At 73.9% G+C, this 14,076-nt stretch carries 13 protein-coding genes; 11 read left to right on the top strand and 2 right to left on the bottom strand.

All coding sequences use genetic code 11. The features are described from left to right. The first annotated feature begins 164 nt into the window (after positions 1-164). The 6 genes from AC0682_RS26490 to AC0682_RS26465 all read left to right on the top strand — a co-directional run bounded on the left by AC0682_RS26490 (position 165) and on the right by AC0682_RS26465 (position 7,754). Positions 165-1,082: a LysR family transcriptional regulator gene (locus AC0682_RS26490; protein ID WP_478535539.1), complete on the top strand. Its 918-nt coding sequence runs from the start codon at positions 165-167 to the stop codon at positions 1,080-1,082. A 350-nt stretch (positions 1,083-1,432) separates the two neighbouring features. Further along, complete coding sequence (locus AC0682_RS26485; protein ID WP_478535537.1) at positions 1,433-1,849, top strand: cupin domain-containing protein; 417 nt, start codon at positions 1,433-1,435, stop codon at positions 1,847-1,849. Between the two features lie 143 nt (positions 1,850-1,992). Further along, positions 1,993-2,511, top strand: coding sequence for a cobalamin B12-binding domain-containing protein (locus AC0682_RS26480; protein WP_478535535.1), 519 nt, complete (start codon positions 1,993-1,995; stop codon positions 2,509-2,511). Positions 2,512-2,537: 26 nt separating this feature from the next. After that, a complete protein-coding gene (locus AC0682_RS26475) occupies positions 2,538-3,827 on the top strand; it encodes a methylaspartate mutase (RefSeq protein ID WP_478535534.1) in 1,290 nt (429 codons plus the stop codon). 109 nt (positions 3,828-3,936) lie between these two features. Beyond that, entirely contained in the window at positions 3,937-6,018 is a 2,082-nt protein-coding gene (locus tag AC0682_RS26470) for an FAD/NAD(P)-binding protein (RefSeq protein WP_254811961.1), read from the top strand. After that, the gene (locus tag AC0682_RS26465; protein WP_254811960.1) at positions 6,015-7,754 is read left to right on the top strand and encodes an AMP-binding protein; all 1,740 of its coding nucleotides are present in this window, start codon (positions 6,015-6,017) and stop codon (positions 7,752-7,754) included. The genes AC0682_RS26470 and AC0682_RS26465 overlap by 4 nt, the downstream gene beginning before the upstream one ends. Before the next feature lie 216 nt (positions 7,755-7,970). On the opposite strand, the gene AC0682_RS26460 is transcribed toward AC0682_RS26465, so the two are convergent. Beyond that, on the bottom strand, positions 7,971-8,561 hold the full coding sequence (locus AC0682_RS26460) for a CGNR zinc finger domain-containing protein (RefSeq protein ID WP_478535532.1): 591 nt from the start codon (positions 8,559-8,561) through the stop codon (positions 7,971-7,973). A gap of 161 nt (positions 8,562-8,722) precedes the next feature. Between AC0682_RS26460 and AC0682_RS26455 the strand changes: the two genes are divergently transcribed. The 5 genes from AC0682_RS26455 to AC0682_RS26435 all read left to right on the top strand — a co-directional run bounded on the left by AC0682_RS26455 (position 8,723) and on the right by AC0682_RS26435 (position 12,975). Continuing rightward, on the top strand, positions 8,723-9,178 hold the full coding sequence (locus AC0682_RS26455; protein WP_478535531.1) for a VOC family protein: 456 nt from the start codon (positions 8,723-8,725) through the stop codon (positions 9,176-9,178). Positions 9,179-9,282: 104 nt separating this feature from the next. Further along, positions 9,283-10,230 carry a pyridoxamine 5'-phosphate oxidase family protein gene (locus AC0682_RS26450; protein ID WP_478535530.1) on the top strand — a complete coding sequence of 316 codons (948 nt, stop codon included), beginning with the start codon at positions 9,283-9,285 and terminating at the stop codon, positions 10,228-10,230. An 88-nt stretch (positions 10,231-10,318) separates the two neighbouring features. Next, entirely contained in the window at positions 10,319-10,513 is a 195-nt protein-coding gene (locus AC0682_RS26445; protein ID WP_478535529.1) for a ferredoxin, read from the top strand. After that, positions 10,510-11,790 carry an NAD(P)/FAD-dependent oxidoreductase gene (locus AC0682_RS26440; RefSeq protein WP_478535528.1) on the top strand — a complete coding sequence of 427 codons (1,281 nt, stop codon included), beginning with the start codon at positions 10,510-10,512 and terminating at the stop codon, positions 11,788-11,790. The genes AC0682_RS26445 and AC0682_RS26440 overlap by 4 nt, the downstream gene beginning before the upstream one ends. A 312-nt stretch (positions 11,791-12,102) precedes the next feature. Continuing rightward, the gene (locus AC0682_RS26435; RefSeq protein WP_478535527.1) at positions 12,103-12,975 is read left to right on the top strand and encodes an NAD(P)H-binding protein; all 873 of its coding nucleotides are present in this window, start codon (positions 12,103-12,105) and stop codon (positions 12,973-12,975) included. A gap of 18 nt (positions 12,976-12,993) precedes the next feature. Here the strand turns inward: AC0682_RS26435 and AC0682_RS26430 are convergent, their stop codons facing one another. Continuing rightward, positions 12,994-13,944, bottom strand: a complete 951-nt coding sequence (locus tag AC0682_RS26430; protein ID WP_478535525.1) for an AraC family transcriptional regulator — start codon at positions 13,942-13,944, stop codon at positions 12,994-12,996. Between the last annotated feature and the right edge of the window lie 132 nt (positions 13,945-14,076).

Raw genomic sequence — 14,076 nt, 5'->3', positions numbered from 1 at the left:
TTACCGAGCCGACGGGGTCGGTAGGGTGAAAAAAGGGGGGCATTTCCTTGTCTCCCTGTCGCGCGTGCTCGGCTCCGGTCGAAGATCGTCGCAGTGGGGGGTGTCGTGACTCGGTGCCCGGTGCTGTTGCTTTTCAGGTAAAGCTGCGTTTCTTGGGGGGAAACATGACTTTAGACATTGCTCTCTACCAGCTGAGAACTTTCCGGGAGGTTGCCCGGCTGGGGAGCCTAACGAAGGCAGCCCGGAGCCTCGGGTACGCCCAGTCCAGCGTCACCTCACACATTCGCCTGCTGGAATCCCGGGTGGGTATGCCGCTGGTCCAACGTTTACCGCACGGTGTCCGGCTGACTCCCTCCGGAGTCATATTCCACGAATACGCGAAGCGCATATTCAGCGTCGTCGACGAGATGGCCACCGCCCTCAATCCGCCGGGTGAGCCCGAGGGGCGTGCGACCGTAGGGGCCTCAGCCCTGCTGCTGGAGACCCGCGTCGGCTCCCTCATCAAGGAGAGCCGCTACCGTTATCCCCGCGTGCAGATCTCGCCCCGCCAGCTCTCGATCGTGTCCGCGGCGAAGGCCGTTCGGGACGGAGATCTCGATCTCGCGCTGGTCCACGGGGACTTCATCGGCACCGAGGCCGACCCGCCGGGTGTCGTGGTGGAGCGGCTGCCGGATCTGGAGGTCTTCGCCGTCGGCTCCTTCGCCCTGGCCGAGGCCGTCGACCGGCGGGCGGCCCTGGCGGCGGTGAAGGTCCTCGCCGTCGATCCCGACTGTGCTTCGCACCAGCTCCTGGTCACCGCCCTGCGCGAGATCCACGGCATCGAACCGCAGGTCATCGAGGCCGGATCGATGGGTGGTGCAAGGGAGTTGGCGCGCGCGGGCTACGGTATCGCGATGCTGCCGGCCGAGTCCGTCGGTACCGAGTCCGAGGCGACCGGCCTGACCGTGCTGCCCGGACTGCCGCGCGTCCGGCTCGGCGTCCGGGCGATGTGGCTCGGCCGTGAGATGGCCGTCGCCGCGGTCTCGGCCGTCCGGGACGTCGCGATCCGGGTCGGCCGGGACCGGGAGCCGCAGATCGCCTAGCGGGGAAGCCGTTCCCGCGACTCGTTCAGGAACGGGCCGTTCAGGAACGGGCCGTTCAGGAACGGGCCGTTCGGGAACCGGCCGTTCAGGAACCGGCCGTTCAGGAACCGGCCGTTCACGGGTCATTCGGAAGTCGATCGTTCACGGGTCGTTCACGAGCGTGTCGTCCAACGGGCGGGTGGGTAAGCGGAACTCTGCTTACCCACCCGCCCGTTGGCGTCTGTGGGGCCCCGCGCATACGAGCGATCGGGAAAATCGATAGCAGCCATCGATTTCTGTGCACAACGGCACGCGCGCGACGCTGACAGTCTGGTTCATGAATGCGGACCATCTCGCGAGAGGCGCGCAACGTGTCAGACATCAGCTATATACCCAACGTATTCCGCAGTGGCTTCGAACTCGACGACATCAAGTGGGTCACCTGGGACGAGCCCGGCCGTAACGGGGTCGAGCACCACGTCCTGTGGGCGCCCGACGAGGAGAGCGGTGAGAAGTCGGTCAGCCTGCTGCTCCGCTTCCCGCCCGGCGCCCACGGCGACTTCCACGAGCACCTCGGCTATGAGCTGATGCTCGTGCTCGACGGTGTGCTGGACCACAGCGACGGCATCTCGTACGTCAAGGGAGACCTGGTCGTCGAGGGACCGGGCACCGAGCACCAGATGTCCAGCCGCACCGGCTGCACCGTGCTCGCCATCCGCACCCGGCCGGTGGAGGCCCGCGCTCCGCAGAAGCCGGTCCGCCAGGTCGGCGTGGTCGCCGCCCCCTGACCGCGGGCAGGGCCGACCGCCCCCACCTCCCGGGCCGGACGCCCTGCCCGCCCTCCGGCACCACCCCGGTACCGGGCACCCCCGCAGTGAGCACCGCCCCACCCCCGCGCCCGTACTCCCGTCCCGAGCGAAAGAACAGTGTCTTGTCGTCGTACAGCGTCCAGCCCCTGAACCTCAACGGACAGGCGATGGAGCCGCGGGCAGCCGCCCCGGCCACCCAGGAGCGCCCCGGTCGCCGGGTGCTCGTCTCGAGCGTCTCCTCCGACTCCCACACCTGGAACCTGGTCTTCCTCCAGTTACTGCTGGAGGAGATGGGTCACGAGGTGACCAACATCGGCTCCTGCGTCCCCGACGAACTGCTGATCGAGGAGTGCCGCCGGGTCCGGCCGGACCTCGTCGTCATCAGCAGCGTCAACGGACACGGCGCGCTCGACGGCTCCCGGGCCGTGCGCCGCCTCCGCGACCAGCCCGACCTGCGGGACCTGCCCGTCGTCATCGGCGGAAAGCTCGGGGTCCGAGGCACGGACGCCGACTCGTACGGACCGGAGCTGCTGGCCGCCGGGTTCGACGCGGTCTTCGAGGACGGCGCCGGGATCGCGGAGTTCCGCCAGTACATCGGCACCGCCGCCCGCCCCGAACTCCTCACGTCGGGTGCCCGGTGAGCGTGTCCGGCCCCCACCCCGCCCCCGTGGCACCGACACCGGAGCGGGGCGCCTTCGCCACGGCCGTCGCCGACGCCCGGCGGGCCGGGGAGCTCCTGGTCCAGCCGCGGATGGGCTTCGCCGACCTGCCCCGGATGCGCGAGGGGCTCCTCGCGGTGAAGGGCGCCCGCGCCCGGACCGTCGGCACCCTGACCATCGACAGCTACACCCGCGTCGGTGACAACGACTCGGCCGCCCGCGCGCTCGCTGAGGGGACCGACCTCAACGGCTACCCCATCGTCGCCCACGGCGCCGACACCACCCGCCGGCTCGTCTCCGACCTGGTCGGGGACGGTTTCGCCGTCCAGGTGCGGCACGGCTCCGCCGACCCGATCGGCATCATCCGGGCCCTGCTGGACGCCGGACTCGACGCCACCGAGGGCGGACCGGTCTCGTACTGCCTGCCCTACAGCCGCACCCCGATCCGCACCTCCGTGGACGCCTGGGCGCGCAGCTGCGAACTCCTCGCCTCCCGGCCCGGCACCCACCTGGAGAGCTTCGGCGGCTGCATGCTGGGCCAGCTCTGTCCGCCGGGGCTGCTCGTCGCGCTCTCGGTGCTGGAAGGCATCTTCTTCCGGCAGTACGGCGTACGCAGCGTCTCCCTCAGCTACGCCCAGCAGACCCACCACGGCCAGGACGTCGAGGCGCTCCAGGCGATGCGGACCCTGGCCGGGGAGCATCTGGCCGGGCTCGACTGGCACGTGGTGCTCTACACGTACATGGGCGTCTTCCCGCGCACCACCGGCGGCGCCCTCGGACTGCTCCGCGACAGCGCGGTGCTGGCCATGCGGACCGGGACCGAGCGCATGATCGTGAAGACCCCGGCCGAGGCGCACCGCATCCCCACCATCCAGGACAACATCCACGCCCTGGAGGAGGCGGCACGGGCCGCCGCCGGGGATCCGGCGCGCGCGAGCGCGGTCGAGCCGGAGTTCGGGGTGGAGGCCGAGGCCAGGACCCTGATCGACACCGTGCTCGGCCTCCACCCGGACGTCGGGCGGGCCCTCACCGAGGCGTTCCGGCGCGGGCTGCTGGACGTCCCGTACTGCCTGCACGCCGACAACGCCAACCGTTCCCGCAGCTACATCGACACCCGGGGCACGCTCCAGTGGCACTCCACCGGGGCGATGCCGATCGCGGCCACCCCCGTGCCGGGCCGGGAGCGGCTGCGCGCCGACGACCTGCTCGGGATGCTCTCGCACACCCAGGAGTCCTTCGACCGGGCCGCTCTGGCGCGGGGTGAGGGGCCCGACGGCCGGGCCGCCCTGCCGGTCTGACCTCCCGTCGCGCAGATCCGCCGGGCCCGTGTGCCGCCCATGCCGTGCGGGCCGGTCCGGCAGGTGCGCCCATCGCCGTGTGTTCCCTCCTCACTCCAAGGAAGCTCCTGTGTCCGGACTCGAATCCACTCCGCACCCCCTGGTCATCGCCGTCGTCGGCAGTGGCCCGCGCGGGATCTCCGTACTGGAAAGGATCGCCGTACGCGCCACCGCCGAGGCGGCTGAAGCGGCCGAGGCGGCCGAAGCCGCCGGGACGGCCGCAGCAGACCGGGCCCCGCGCCCGGTGCGCGTGCTGTTCATCGACGCCACGGAGATCGGCGCGGGCCGTGTGTGGCGCACCGATCAGGACGACTGGTTCACGATGAACACCGTCATCAGCCAGGTGACCATGTACTCCGGCGGCCCGGACGGCGGCCCCGACCGCCCCGGCGCCGGCCCCTCGCTCGGTGAGTGGATCGCCCACCGTCACGAGATCGCGGGCGAACCGGCCCTCGGCCCCGACGACTACGCGCCCCGCGTCCGCTACGGCCAGTACCTCGCCCACGTCCACCGTACGATCGCGGAGCACCTGCCCGCCCATGTCGAGCTGGTCCCGGTCACCGGCCGGGTCACCGCCCTGCGCACCGGCCCCGACGACCGCTATCTGCTCAGCCTGGAATCCGCGCCGCACCTGCTGGAGGCCGACCGGGTGGTCCTCGCCACCGGCCACCCCTTCAACGCCCCCGACGCGTTCGAGCGGACCATGCTCGACTTCACCGAGCGCACCCCGGGCACCCACTACCTCTGCGGAGACTCGGCCGCGGACATGGCGCTCGACGAGGACACCGTCCCGCCGGGCAGCGCGGTCGGGATCAAGGGCCTCGGACTCTCCTTCTACGACGTGATGCTCTCGCTCACGGTCGGCCGCGGCGGCACGTTCCGGCAGGCGGAGGGGGCGGACGGCGGAAGCGAGCTGCGGTACGTGCCCAGCGGGCGCGAGCCGCACATCGTGGCCGGCTCCCGCAGCGGACTGCCGATCCCGGCCCGGGGCCGCAACCAGAAGCGCCCCGACTTCAGCCACCGGGCCCGCTTCCTCACCCGGGACGCCCTGGTGGCGGCGCGCCGAAGGCGCGGCGGAAGCGGCCAGTTGGACTTCGCCGAGGACGTCCTGCCGCTGCTCCAGCAGGAGATCGACCACGTCTTCTACGTGACCCACGTCCGCAACTCCGCCGGTCCCGAGGCGGCCGAGACCTTCTCCGACGCCCATGCCGAACTGCTGCTCTCCGGAGGGGACCCCGGTCCGCTGCGGGCCGCCGCCGGGCTCGGGGACGTCGCCCCGGTCGATCTCGACGCGCTGGCACGGCCGTTCGGCGACGACCGTTTCGCCTCACCGGAGGAGTTCCGCGAGCGGCTGCTCGCCGTGATGGACGAGGACCTCGCACAGGCGGAACTGGGCACGCTGGACGGGCCGTTGAAGTCCGCGCTCGACGTGCTGCGGGACATCCGCAACGTGGTGCGCCTCGCGGTGGACTACGGCGGACTGCTGCCCGCCTCGCACACCGGCTTCTTCCACGGCCGCTTCCTGCCGGTCAACGCCCTGCTCTCGGCAGGTCCGCCGATGGCCCGGGTCGAGCAGCTCAGGGCGCTCGTCCGGCAGGGGATCGTGGAGGTGGCCGGCCCGGGCACCCGTTTCGAGGCGGATGACGCGGCCGGGGCGTTCCGGGTGGTCTCCCCGCAGGTCAAGGGGTCGGCCCGGCATGTGCAGAGCCTGATCGACGCCCGTATCCCCACCCCGGACCTGCTCCGGGACACCTCACCGCTGACGCGCCAGCTGGTCGCGGAGGGCATGGTCCGGCCGTACGTCATCGAGGGGCCGGAGGGCGAGGGGTACGCCACCGGAGGCCTGGAGGTCACCACGAGCCCCTTCCACGTGGTCGACGCGGCCGGCCGGGTCCGGCCGGACCTGTACGGCCTGGGCATCCCGACCGAGCACACCCGCTGGTTCACCCAGGTGGGCAGCAGCCGCCCCGGCGTGAACACCCTCTTCTACCAGGACGCCGACGCCATCGCGGTGGACGTGCTGCGTCCGCTCGGTACGGGTGCGGACCGGGAGGCGACCACCCCGGCGATCATCCCGGCCCAGCAGTCCGGTTCCCCGGCGTCCCCGGGGCTCGGCGCGGCGGTCGGCGCGCGTCGGGGGGAAGGGGCATGACCGAGACCCTCCACACCGACGCCCCCGTCGGCCGACTGTCCGTCCCCGCGCAGGAGTTCCTCGCCGCACGGGACACCCTGCTCCTCCACCGTACGGATCTGGCGAAGGCGGTCGAGGCCTTCCGCTGGCCCAGGCCCGAGCACTTCAACTGGGCCCTGGACTACTTCGACACCGTCGCCACCCGGGGCGACCGGGACGCGCTGCGGGTCGTCGGCTCCGGCGGCCCCGCCTCCGACCGGCTGATCGGCTACGGGGAACTCGCCCGCCGCTCCGGCCAGGTCGCCAACTGGCTGCGCGGCATCGGGGTGCGCCGGGGCGACCCGCTCCTGCTGATGCTGGGCAACCGGGCGGAGGTCTGGGAGACCATGCTCGCCGCGATCAAGCTGGGCGCGGTCGTCATCCCCACCTACACCACCGCGACCCCCGGCGAACTGGCCGACCGGCTGGAGCGCGGCGAGGTACGGCACGTCGTCGCGGAGGCGGAGCTGGCGGACCGGTTCGCCGGAGGGCCCGGCGGCTGGCAGGGGATCGCCGTCGGCGGTGCGGCCCCGGGCTGGCAGCGGTACGCCGACTCCCTGACCGCCCCGGAGGAGTTCACCCCGGACGGGCCGACCCGCGCGGACGACCCGCTGTTCCGCTACTTCACCTCCGGCACCACCTCGCGCCCGAAGATGGTGGAGCACACCCACGTCAGCTACCCGGTGGGCCATCTCTCCGGCATGTACTGGAACGGGGTCCGGCCGGGCGACGTCCATCTGAACATCTCCGCGCCGGGGTGGGCCAAGCACGCCTGGAGCTCGCTCTTCGTGCCCTGGAACGCCGAGGCCACCGTCGTCGCCCTGGACGCGGCCCGCTCCACCCCGGCGGAGATCCTGGAGGTCCTGCGGACCCGCGGGGTCTCGACGTTCTGCGCACCGCCGACCGTCTGGCGGGGCCTCGCGGCGCACGGCCTGGGCGACCGGCCGCCCGCGCTGCGCGAGACGGTCGCGGCGGGCGAACCGCTGGAGACCTCCCTCGTGGAGCTGGTCGGCAGGGAGTGGGGGCTCGACCTGCGGGACGGGTACGGCCAGACGGAGACCACGGGCCAGATCGGCAACCCGCCCGGCCGCCCCGCCCTGCCCGGCAGCATGGGGTTCCCGCTGCCCGGCTACACGGTGGTGCTGGTCGACCCCGAGAGCGGGGAGCCGGTGGCCGACGGGGTGCCCGGGGAGGTCTGCCTCGACCTGGCCGACGGGCCGCTGGGGCTGATGCGGGGGTACGTCGGTGACCCCGGCCGCACCGCGAAGGCGCTGGCCGGCGGCTACTACCGGTCGGGGGACCTGGCCCGGCGGGAGCCCGACGGTTCGCTGACGTACCTGGCGCGCTCGGACGACATGTTCAAGTCGTTCGACCACCGGATCTCGCCGCGCGAGCTGGAGGACGCCCTGCTGCGCCACCCGGCGGTGGCCGACGCGGCGGTGGTCCCGGTGCCCGACCCGGTGGGGCTCTGGGCGCCGAAGGCCTTCGTGGTCCCGGCCGCCGGACGCCCGGCCTCCGCCGCGACGGCCCGGGAGATCCTGGACGCGGCGAGCGCCCTGCTGCCGCCGGAGAAGCGGGTGCGGGTGCTGGAGTTCGCGGCGGCCCTGCCGCGGACCACTTCGGGCAAGGTGCGCCGGGCCGCGCTGCGCGAGCAGGGGCCGAGGGCGGCGGAGTACCGGGCGGAGGAGCCCGGAGCGCCGACCCCGACCGTCCCCTGACCCGGTTCGGACCCGGCCCCGGCCCCGCTCCGGTGGCCGGGGCCGGGCCCTGAACCCGGTTCCGCCCCCTGGCGGGGGCCGAATCCGAACCCGAACCCGCCCCCGTAGTCCGGGGGCCCGACGCCGATCCCGCAGCCGAAGGGCCCGGCCGCCGCCCGTCATGGGGCGGTGGCCGGGCCCTTCGGCTGTGCGGGAACGTTCATGCGGAGGCGCTCCTCACCCGCCCGCGTTCGTGCGGCGGGCGTAGTGGCGCTGGGCCTTCGCCCGGTTGCCGCAGCCGGCCATGGAGCACCAGCGGCGGGTCCCGTTCTTGGAGACGTCGTAGAAGTGCAGGACGCAGGCGTCGTTCGCGCACGGGCGGATGCGGTCGGGCCGGTCCGCCACCAGCTTGAGCCAGTTGTCCGCCGCGTACCAGGCGGGGGCCCAGGACGGGTCGTCCACCTCCACCACCGACTCCGGGAGCCCGCCGACCGCCAGGGCGCGGCGGATGCGGCCGTGGGCGAGGACCGTGTTGAGCGCGGCGGCGGCGCCCCTGGTGACCGCCTTGTGCTGGGTGGCCGCCGCGGCCAGTGCTTCGAGGGCCGTTCGGGTCTCCCGGAGCCGGCCCAGGGTGACGCCGTCGGCGGCGGCGGAGAGGGGCCCCATCTGCTCGCGGACCGGCGTACTGGCCAGCCAGAGGGCCAGACCGGCCTCGGATGCGAGCAGGTCGTGCTCGCCCTCCGCATCGCCCCAGCGCGTGTTGAGCAGATCGAGGGCGAGCGGTTCACCGGTGAGCGGACGGGGGTCGGCCCCTGGGGGGTGCGGCACGGCTGGATCCTTCCGTCGCGGGCTCGGTGGGGAAATGTTCCCCCGATGGTAACCGGACAAATCAAGATCACCGGTTGACCGGTGCATCTCTAACCGTTAAAGTCGCTTTCACAGGTTACGAGATCACCTCGCGGCCCTGACCGAAAGCATGGGGATTGACCATGAGCAAGGCGAAGAACCTGCAGACCGGCCACATCGGCCTCAACGTCACCGATCTGGACCGTTCGCTCGCCTTCTACCGCGAAGTCTTCGACTTCGAGGTGCTGGCCGAGGGCAAGGAAGAGGACCGCCGCTGGGCCTTCCTCGGTCGCGGGCCCCGGCTCCTGGTGGCGCTGTGGCAGCAGAGCGAGGGCACCTTCAGCTCCACGCTGCCCGGGCTGCACCACCTCTCCTTCCAGGTGGACACCGTCGAGGAGGTCCGGGCCACCGAGGAGGTCCTGCGCAACCTGGGTGCGGAGTTCAACTACGACGGAGTGGTGCCGCACGGCGAGAACGGCACCTCGGGCGGCATCTTCTTCACCGACCCCGACGGCATCCGCCTGGAGATCTACGCGCCCACCGGCGCCGACCCGGCGGACGCCCCGACCCCGGGTGCGCCCACCTGCGGCTTCTTCTAGGCCGACAGCGCCTCGCGCAGCTTCGCCCGGTGCCCGAAGGCACCGGCCCCCGGTGCCGGCGACCTGTCCGGCACCGGCCCCCTCCTCGGTGGAAAGGCAGGACCATGGGCGGCTACCACCACGGTGAGATCGCCGTGCAGGAGCGGGCGGGACTCGCCCGCGAGGCCGAGTACTCGCAGGGTGCCATCGGCGACACCGTCCCCGAGGTGGCGGTGGCCTTCCTCGCCGAACAGCCCCATGTGGTGGTGGGCGGCACGGACGAGCGGGGCCGTATCTGGGCGACCCAGCTCACCGGGGAGCCGGGCTTCCTGACCGTCCCCGGGCCGCACACCCTGCACATCGCGACGCTGCCCCCGCCGGAGGACCCGCTCGCGGCGGTCCTGACCGGAGCCGGTGCCGAAACGGGCTCCGGCTCCGGCCGGGGACCCGCCCGCATCGGCATGCTCGGCATCGAGCCGGCCACCCGGCGCCGGATGCGGATGAACGGCCGGGCCGTCCGAGACGGCGACGGACTGCGCGTCGAGCTCGACCAGGTCATCGCCAACTGCCCCAAGTACATCCAGAAACGCGACCACCACCCGGTCGCGGACGCGGCGGCCCCGGCCGCCCGCGGCGCTGTCGACGGCACGGAACTGAGCCCGCGGCAGCAGCGGACCCTGCGGGAAGCCGACACCTTCTTCGTCGCCACCGCCGCCCCGGACGGTGACGCCGACGCCTCGCACCGGGGCGGCAACCCCGGCTTCGTCCAGGTGCTCTCGCCCCGGCTGCTGCGCTGGCCCGACTACGTGGGCAACGCCATGTTCCTGACCCTCGGCAACCTCGAACTCAACCCGGCCGCCGGCCTCCTCGTCCCCGGCTGGGAGACCGGCACCTCCCTCCACCTCACCGGCTCCGCCCGCACGGTGTGGGACGAGGCGGAGGCGGCCCGCCACCCCGGGGCCCAGCGGCTGGTGGAGTTCGAGATCGCCGCCGTACGGGAGGTGGCGGCGGCCTCACCGCTGCGCTGGTCCGCGCCCGCCTACTCCCGCTTCAACCCGCCGACGGCCGCCTGACCCCCGCCCGGCCGCCCCGCTCCTCCCCCGCTGCCGCCGCTTCCCCCGCTCCCATCGGTTCGCCCGCTCTACCTGTGACGGAGTCACCATGCAGATCACCGTGGACATGGACGTCTGCGAGAGCCACGGCCAGTGCGTCTTCGCTGCTCCCGAGACCTTCTCCTTCGACGACGACGAATACCTCCAGTACGACCCGGCGCCGGACGACGCGCTCCGCGACAGGATCGAGAAGGCCGCCGCCGCCTGCCCGGTCCGCGCCATCACCGTGGCCCCCGTCGCGTGACCGGCACCGGCCGTCCGCGCGACATCGTGATCGTCGGGGCCTCGCTGGCGGGTCTGCGGGCCGCCGAGACGCTGCGCGCCGAGGGGTTCACGGGAAGCCTGACCCTCGTCGGGGCGGAACAGCACACCCCCTACGACCGCCCGCCCCTCTCCAAGCGGTTCCTCACCGACAGCTCACCGGACGACACCGCGCTCCCCGTCCCCGACGGCCTCGGGGCCTCCTGGCTGCTGGGACGCTCCGCGGTCGGGCTCGACCCGGCCAGCCGGATCGTCACCCTCGCCGACGGTACGCGCCTCCCGTACGACGGTCTGCTGATCGCCACCGGGGCCGACGCACGGTCCGGGGTGTTCCCCGGTGAACCGGGTCCGGACCAGGGCGTGTTCACCCTGCGCGGGCGCGACGACGCCCTCGCGCTGCGGGCCGCGCTCACCCCCGGGCGGAGGCTGCTCGTCGTCGGCGCCGGGTTCCTCGGCGGTGAGGCCGCCGCGGCCGGCCGGGCGCTCGGGCTCGACGTCACCCTCGTGGAGGCCGGGGCCGTACCGCTGGAGCGGGCGGTCGGCACGGAGGTGGGCGCCTTCATGGGGATGCTCCACCGGGAGGCGGGCATCGACCTGCGGACCGGCACCACGGTGACGGAGTTCCGTACGGCTGCCGCTTCGGCACACGCCCCGCCGACCGGTGGCGGCACCGCCGCCGCGCCGACCGGACCCGCCCCCGCCGGTGCGCTCACCGGCGCGCGGCTGTCCGACGGCCGGATCCTCGCGGCCGATGTCGCGCTGCTGGCCCTGGGCGCCGTCCCGGCCACCGGCTGGCTGGCCGGGTCGGGGATCGAGGCGGTCGGGGGAGTGCCCACCGACACACGGCTGCGCGCCCTCTTCCCGGACGGCAGCGTGGTGCCCGGTGTGGTCGTGGCGGGCGACGCGGCCCGGGTCCCGCAGCCCCTGGCGGGCGGCGCCGCCCCGGCCCTCGGCCACTGGTCCGGCGCGGTCGAACAGGGCGTGGCGGCGGCCCGCACGCTGCTGCTGGACGAGGCGGCCCCGGTCTTCTCCGAGGTGCCCTCCTTCTGGTCCGACGTCCACGGCGTCCGGCTCCGCTCGGTGGGGCTGCCCGGACTCGGCGACATGGTGAAGGTCCACGAGTGCGACCGCGAGGCCCGCCGCCTGGAGGTCAGCTACCACCTGGACGGCCGACTGGTCGGCGCCCTCACCATCGGCCGGACCTCCCGGCTGACCGCGTACCGGCGGGCGTTGGCGGAGTACGTGGCCCAGCACTCCTGAGAGGGCGCTCGGCGCCCCCGCCGGATGCGCGCCGATCCCGGCGGCGGTCCCGTTGGCGGCGGCGGTCACCGGCTTCTCGCAGGGGCCCGCCGGCCGGCCCGGGCGCCCCTCGGGACCGACACGACCGCGGACACTCCGCCGGGTCACTGATATGACGTTCCGTCAGGAAGGGCCGTGAGGGCAAGGGCAAGGGCTCGGGCTTCCCCCGGCCGTGGGGGAGCGGGCGCGGGCCCGGCGTACGCCGGACGGGCGGACATCCCTCCCGGACGCTGAGCCATGGCGGGGCACGGGGCGCCGGGCGAGGCTGGGGCCATGACACAGCCGACAGAAGCAGCAGCGCACCCTTCGTCCCCCGTCCTGGTGATCGGCGGCACCGGCAAGACCGGCCGCCGGGTGGTGGCCCGCCTCCGCGACCTGGACGTGGAGGTCCGGGCGGCCTCGCGGTCCGGCGAGACCCCGTTCGACTGGGAGTCCCCGGAGACCTGGGCGCCCGCCCTGAAGGGGGCCGCCGCCGTCTACATCGTCCCTCTGGACATCGAGCCCTCCCCGACCCCCGCCCTCGTCGAGCAGGCCGCCGCGGCCGGGGTGCGGCGGCTCGTGCTGCTCTCGGCCCGGGGCGTCGACGTACCGGGCTACTTCGGTTCCCCCCTCCTCGACAACGGCCCCCACCTGCGGGGGGAGCAGGCCGTACGCGCCTCCGGCCTGGCCTGGACGATCCTGCGCCCCGGCTGGTTCGCCCAGAACTTCAGCGAGGGCGTCTTCCTCGAAGGCGTACGCGACGGTGAGCTCGCCCTCCCCGTCGGGGGCGGCCGGGCGGCCTACGTCGACGCGGACGACATCGCCGCTGTGGCGGTGGCGGCGCTCACCGAGGACGGCCACGACGGCCAGGTGTACGAACTGTCGGGCCCGCGCGCGCTGAGCGTCCCCGACGTCCTGGACGAGATCGCCAAGGTGTCCGGGCGGCGGGCCTCCTACGCCCCGCTGGAGGAGTCCGCGTTCCGGGACGCGCTGGTCGGACGGGGCATGGCGGAGGTGGAGGCCGACCTCTGGACGGCCGCCCTGGACCCGATCCGAACCAGCCGGGAGGCCCCGCTGAAGGACGGCGTCCACCGCGCCCTGGGCCGGCCCCCGCGCGATGTGTCCGACGTCTTCCGGGACGCGGCGGCGGAGGGGGCCTGGGGGTGATCCGCCCCGGGGCCCGGCTCACCCCGCCGGGGTCTTCCGACCGCCCTCGCCCCCGACCGCCGTCGCCGCCCGGCGGTAGGCGGTCGGGCTCTCGCCCCGGAGCCGTTTGAAGGCCGCGCTGAAGCCGAACGCGTCCGCGTAGCCCACCCGCCGGGCCACCGCCGCCACCGTCAGTTCGGGCCGGGTCAGGAGGTCGGCGGCGAGGGTCATGCGCCACTCGGTCAGATACGCCACCGGGCCGTCCCCGACCAACTCCGTGAACCGCTTCGCCAGGGTCGTCCGCGACACCCCGGCCCGGGCCGCCAGCTCCGCCGTCGTCCAGGGGTGCGCCGGGTCGCTGTGCATCGCCCTGATCGCGGGCCCGGCGACCGCGTCGCCGAGGGCTCCGTACCAGCCGGGCGGCTCGGCCTCCGGGCGGTCGAACCAGTCCCGCAGGGTGCATACGAGCATCCAGTCGAGCAGCCGGTCCAGCACGATCTGGTGGCCGGGCCGCGCACCGCCGATCTGGGCGACCAGATAGTCGCGCAGCGGCCCGCAGTCGTCCTCGTCGGGGACGACGAGAGCGGGCGGAAGAGCCCGCAGGAGGCGCCGGGGCACCTCGGCCCGCACATCGTAGGCGGCGGCCAGCAGCACGGTGGGACCCGCCAGTTCGGGGCCGGGGCCGGAGGGCGGCGGGACCTCGTCCTCCCAGCGCACCTCCCGTACGCCCGCCTGCGGGCCGTTCACCCGTGCCGGGTCGTCGGTGAAGGTGAACGGCGCCGGACCCCGGACGATCGCGGCCTCCCCGGACGACAGCCGCAGGGGTCCGCCGCCCTCCGGAACGATCCACCCGGCCCCCCGCATCGGCAGGCAGAGCGTCAGGTAGGCCCCGTCCGTGAAGCGCAGGGACCACGGCGGCCACAGCACCGACCGGCCGAACACCGCCCCTCTGCCCCGCACACCCTGCAACAGCTCGTCGAACACGTCCATGGCCGTCACGATAGGCAGAAGCGCCCCAGGGTGGGGGGGGGGGGGGGGGGGGGGGGGGGGGGGGGGGGGGGAGGGGGGGGGGGGAGGGGGGGTGGGGGGGGGGGGGGGGGGGGGGGGGGGGGGGGGGGGGAG

This window comes from Streptomyces sp. NPDC043746 (assembly GCF_056436485.1).
This window is presented reverse-complemented; position numbering and strand designations above follow the sequence as displayed.

Excerpts from the sequence above, each read along its gene's own strand:
- AC0682_RS26490 (WP_478535539.1), top strand. The coding sequence starts at position 165 with ATGACTTTAGACATTGCTCTCTACCAGCTGAGAACTTTCCGGGAGGTT.
- AC0682_RS26465 (WP_254811960.1), top strand. The coding sequence starts at position 6,015 with ATGACCGAGACCCTCCACACCGACGCCCCCGTCGGCCGACTGTCCGTC.
- AC0682_RS26455 (WP_478535531.1), top strand. The coding sequence starts at position 8,723 with ATGAGCAAGGCGAAGAACCTGCAGACCGGCCACATCGGCCTCAACGTC.
- AC0682_RS26450 (WP_478535530.1), top strand. The coding sequence starts at position 9,283 with ATGGGCGGCTACCACCACGGTGAGATCGCCGTGCAGGAGCGGGCGGGA.
- AC0682_RS26445 (WP_478535529.1), top strand. The coding sequence starts at position 10,319 with ATGCAGATCACCGTGGACATGGACGTCTGCGAGAGCCACGGCCAGTGC.
- AC0682_RS26435 (WP_478535527.1), top strand. The coding sequence starts at position 12,103 with ATGACACAGCCGACAGAAGCAGCAGCGCACCCTTCGTCCCCCGTCCTG.
- AC0682_RS26430 (WP_478535525.1), bottom strand. The coding sequence starts at position 13,944 with ATGGACGTGTTCGACGAGCTGTTGCAGGGTGTGCGGGGCAGAGGGGCG.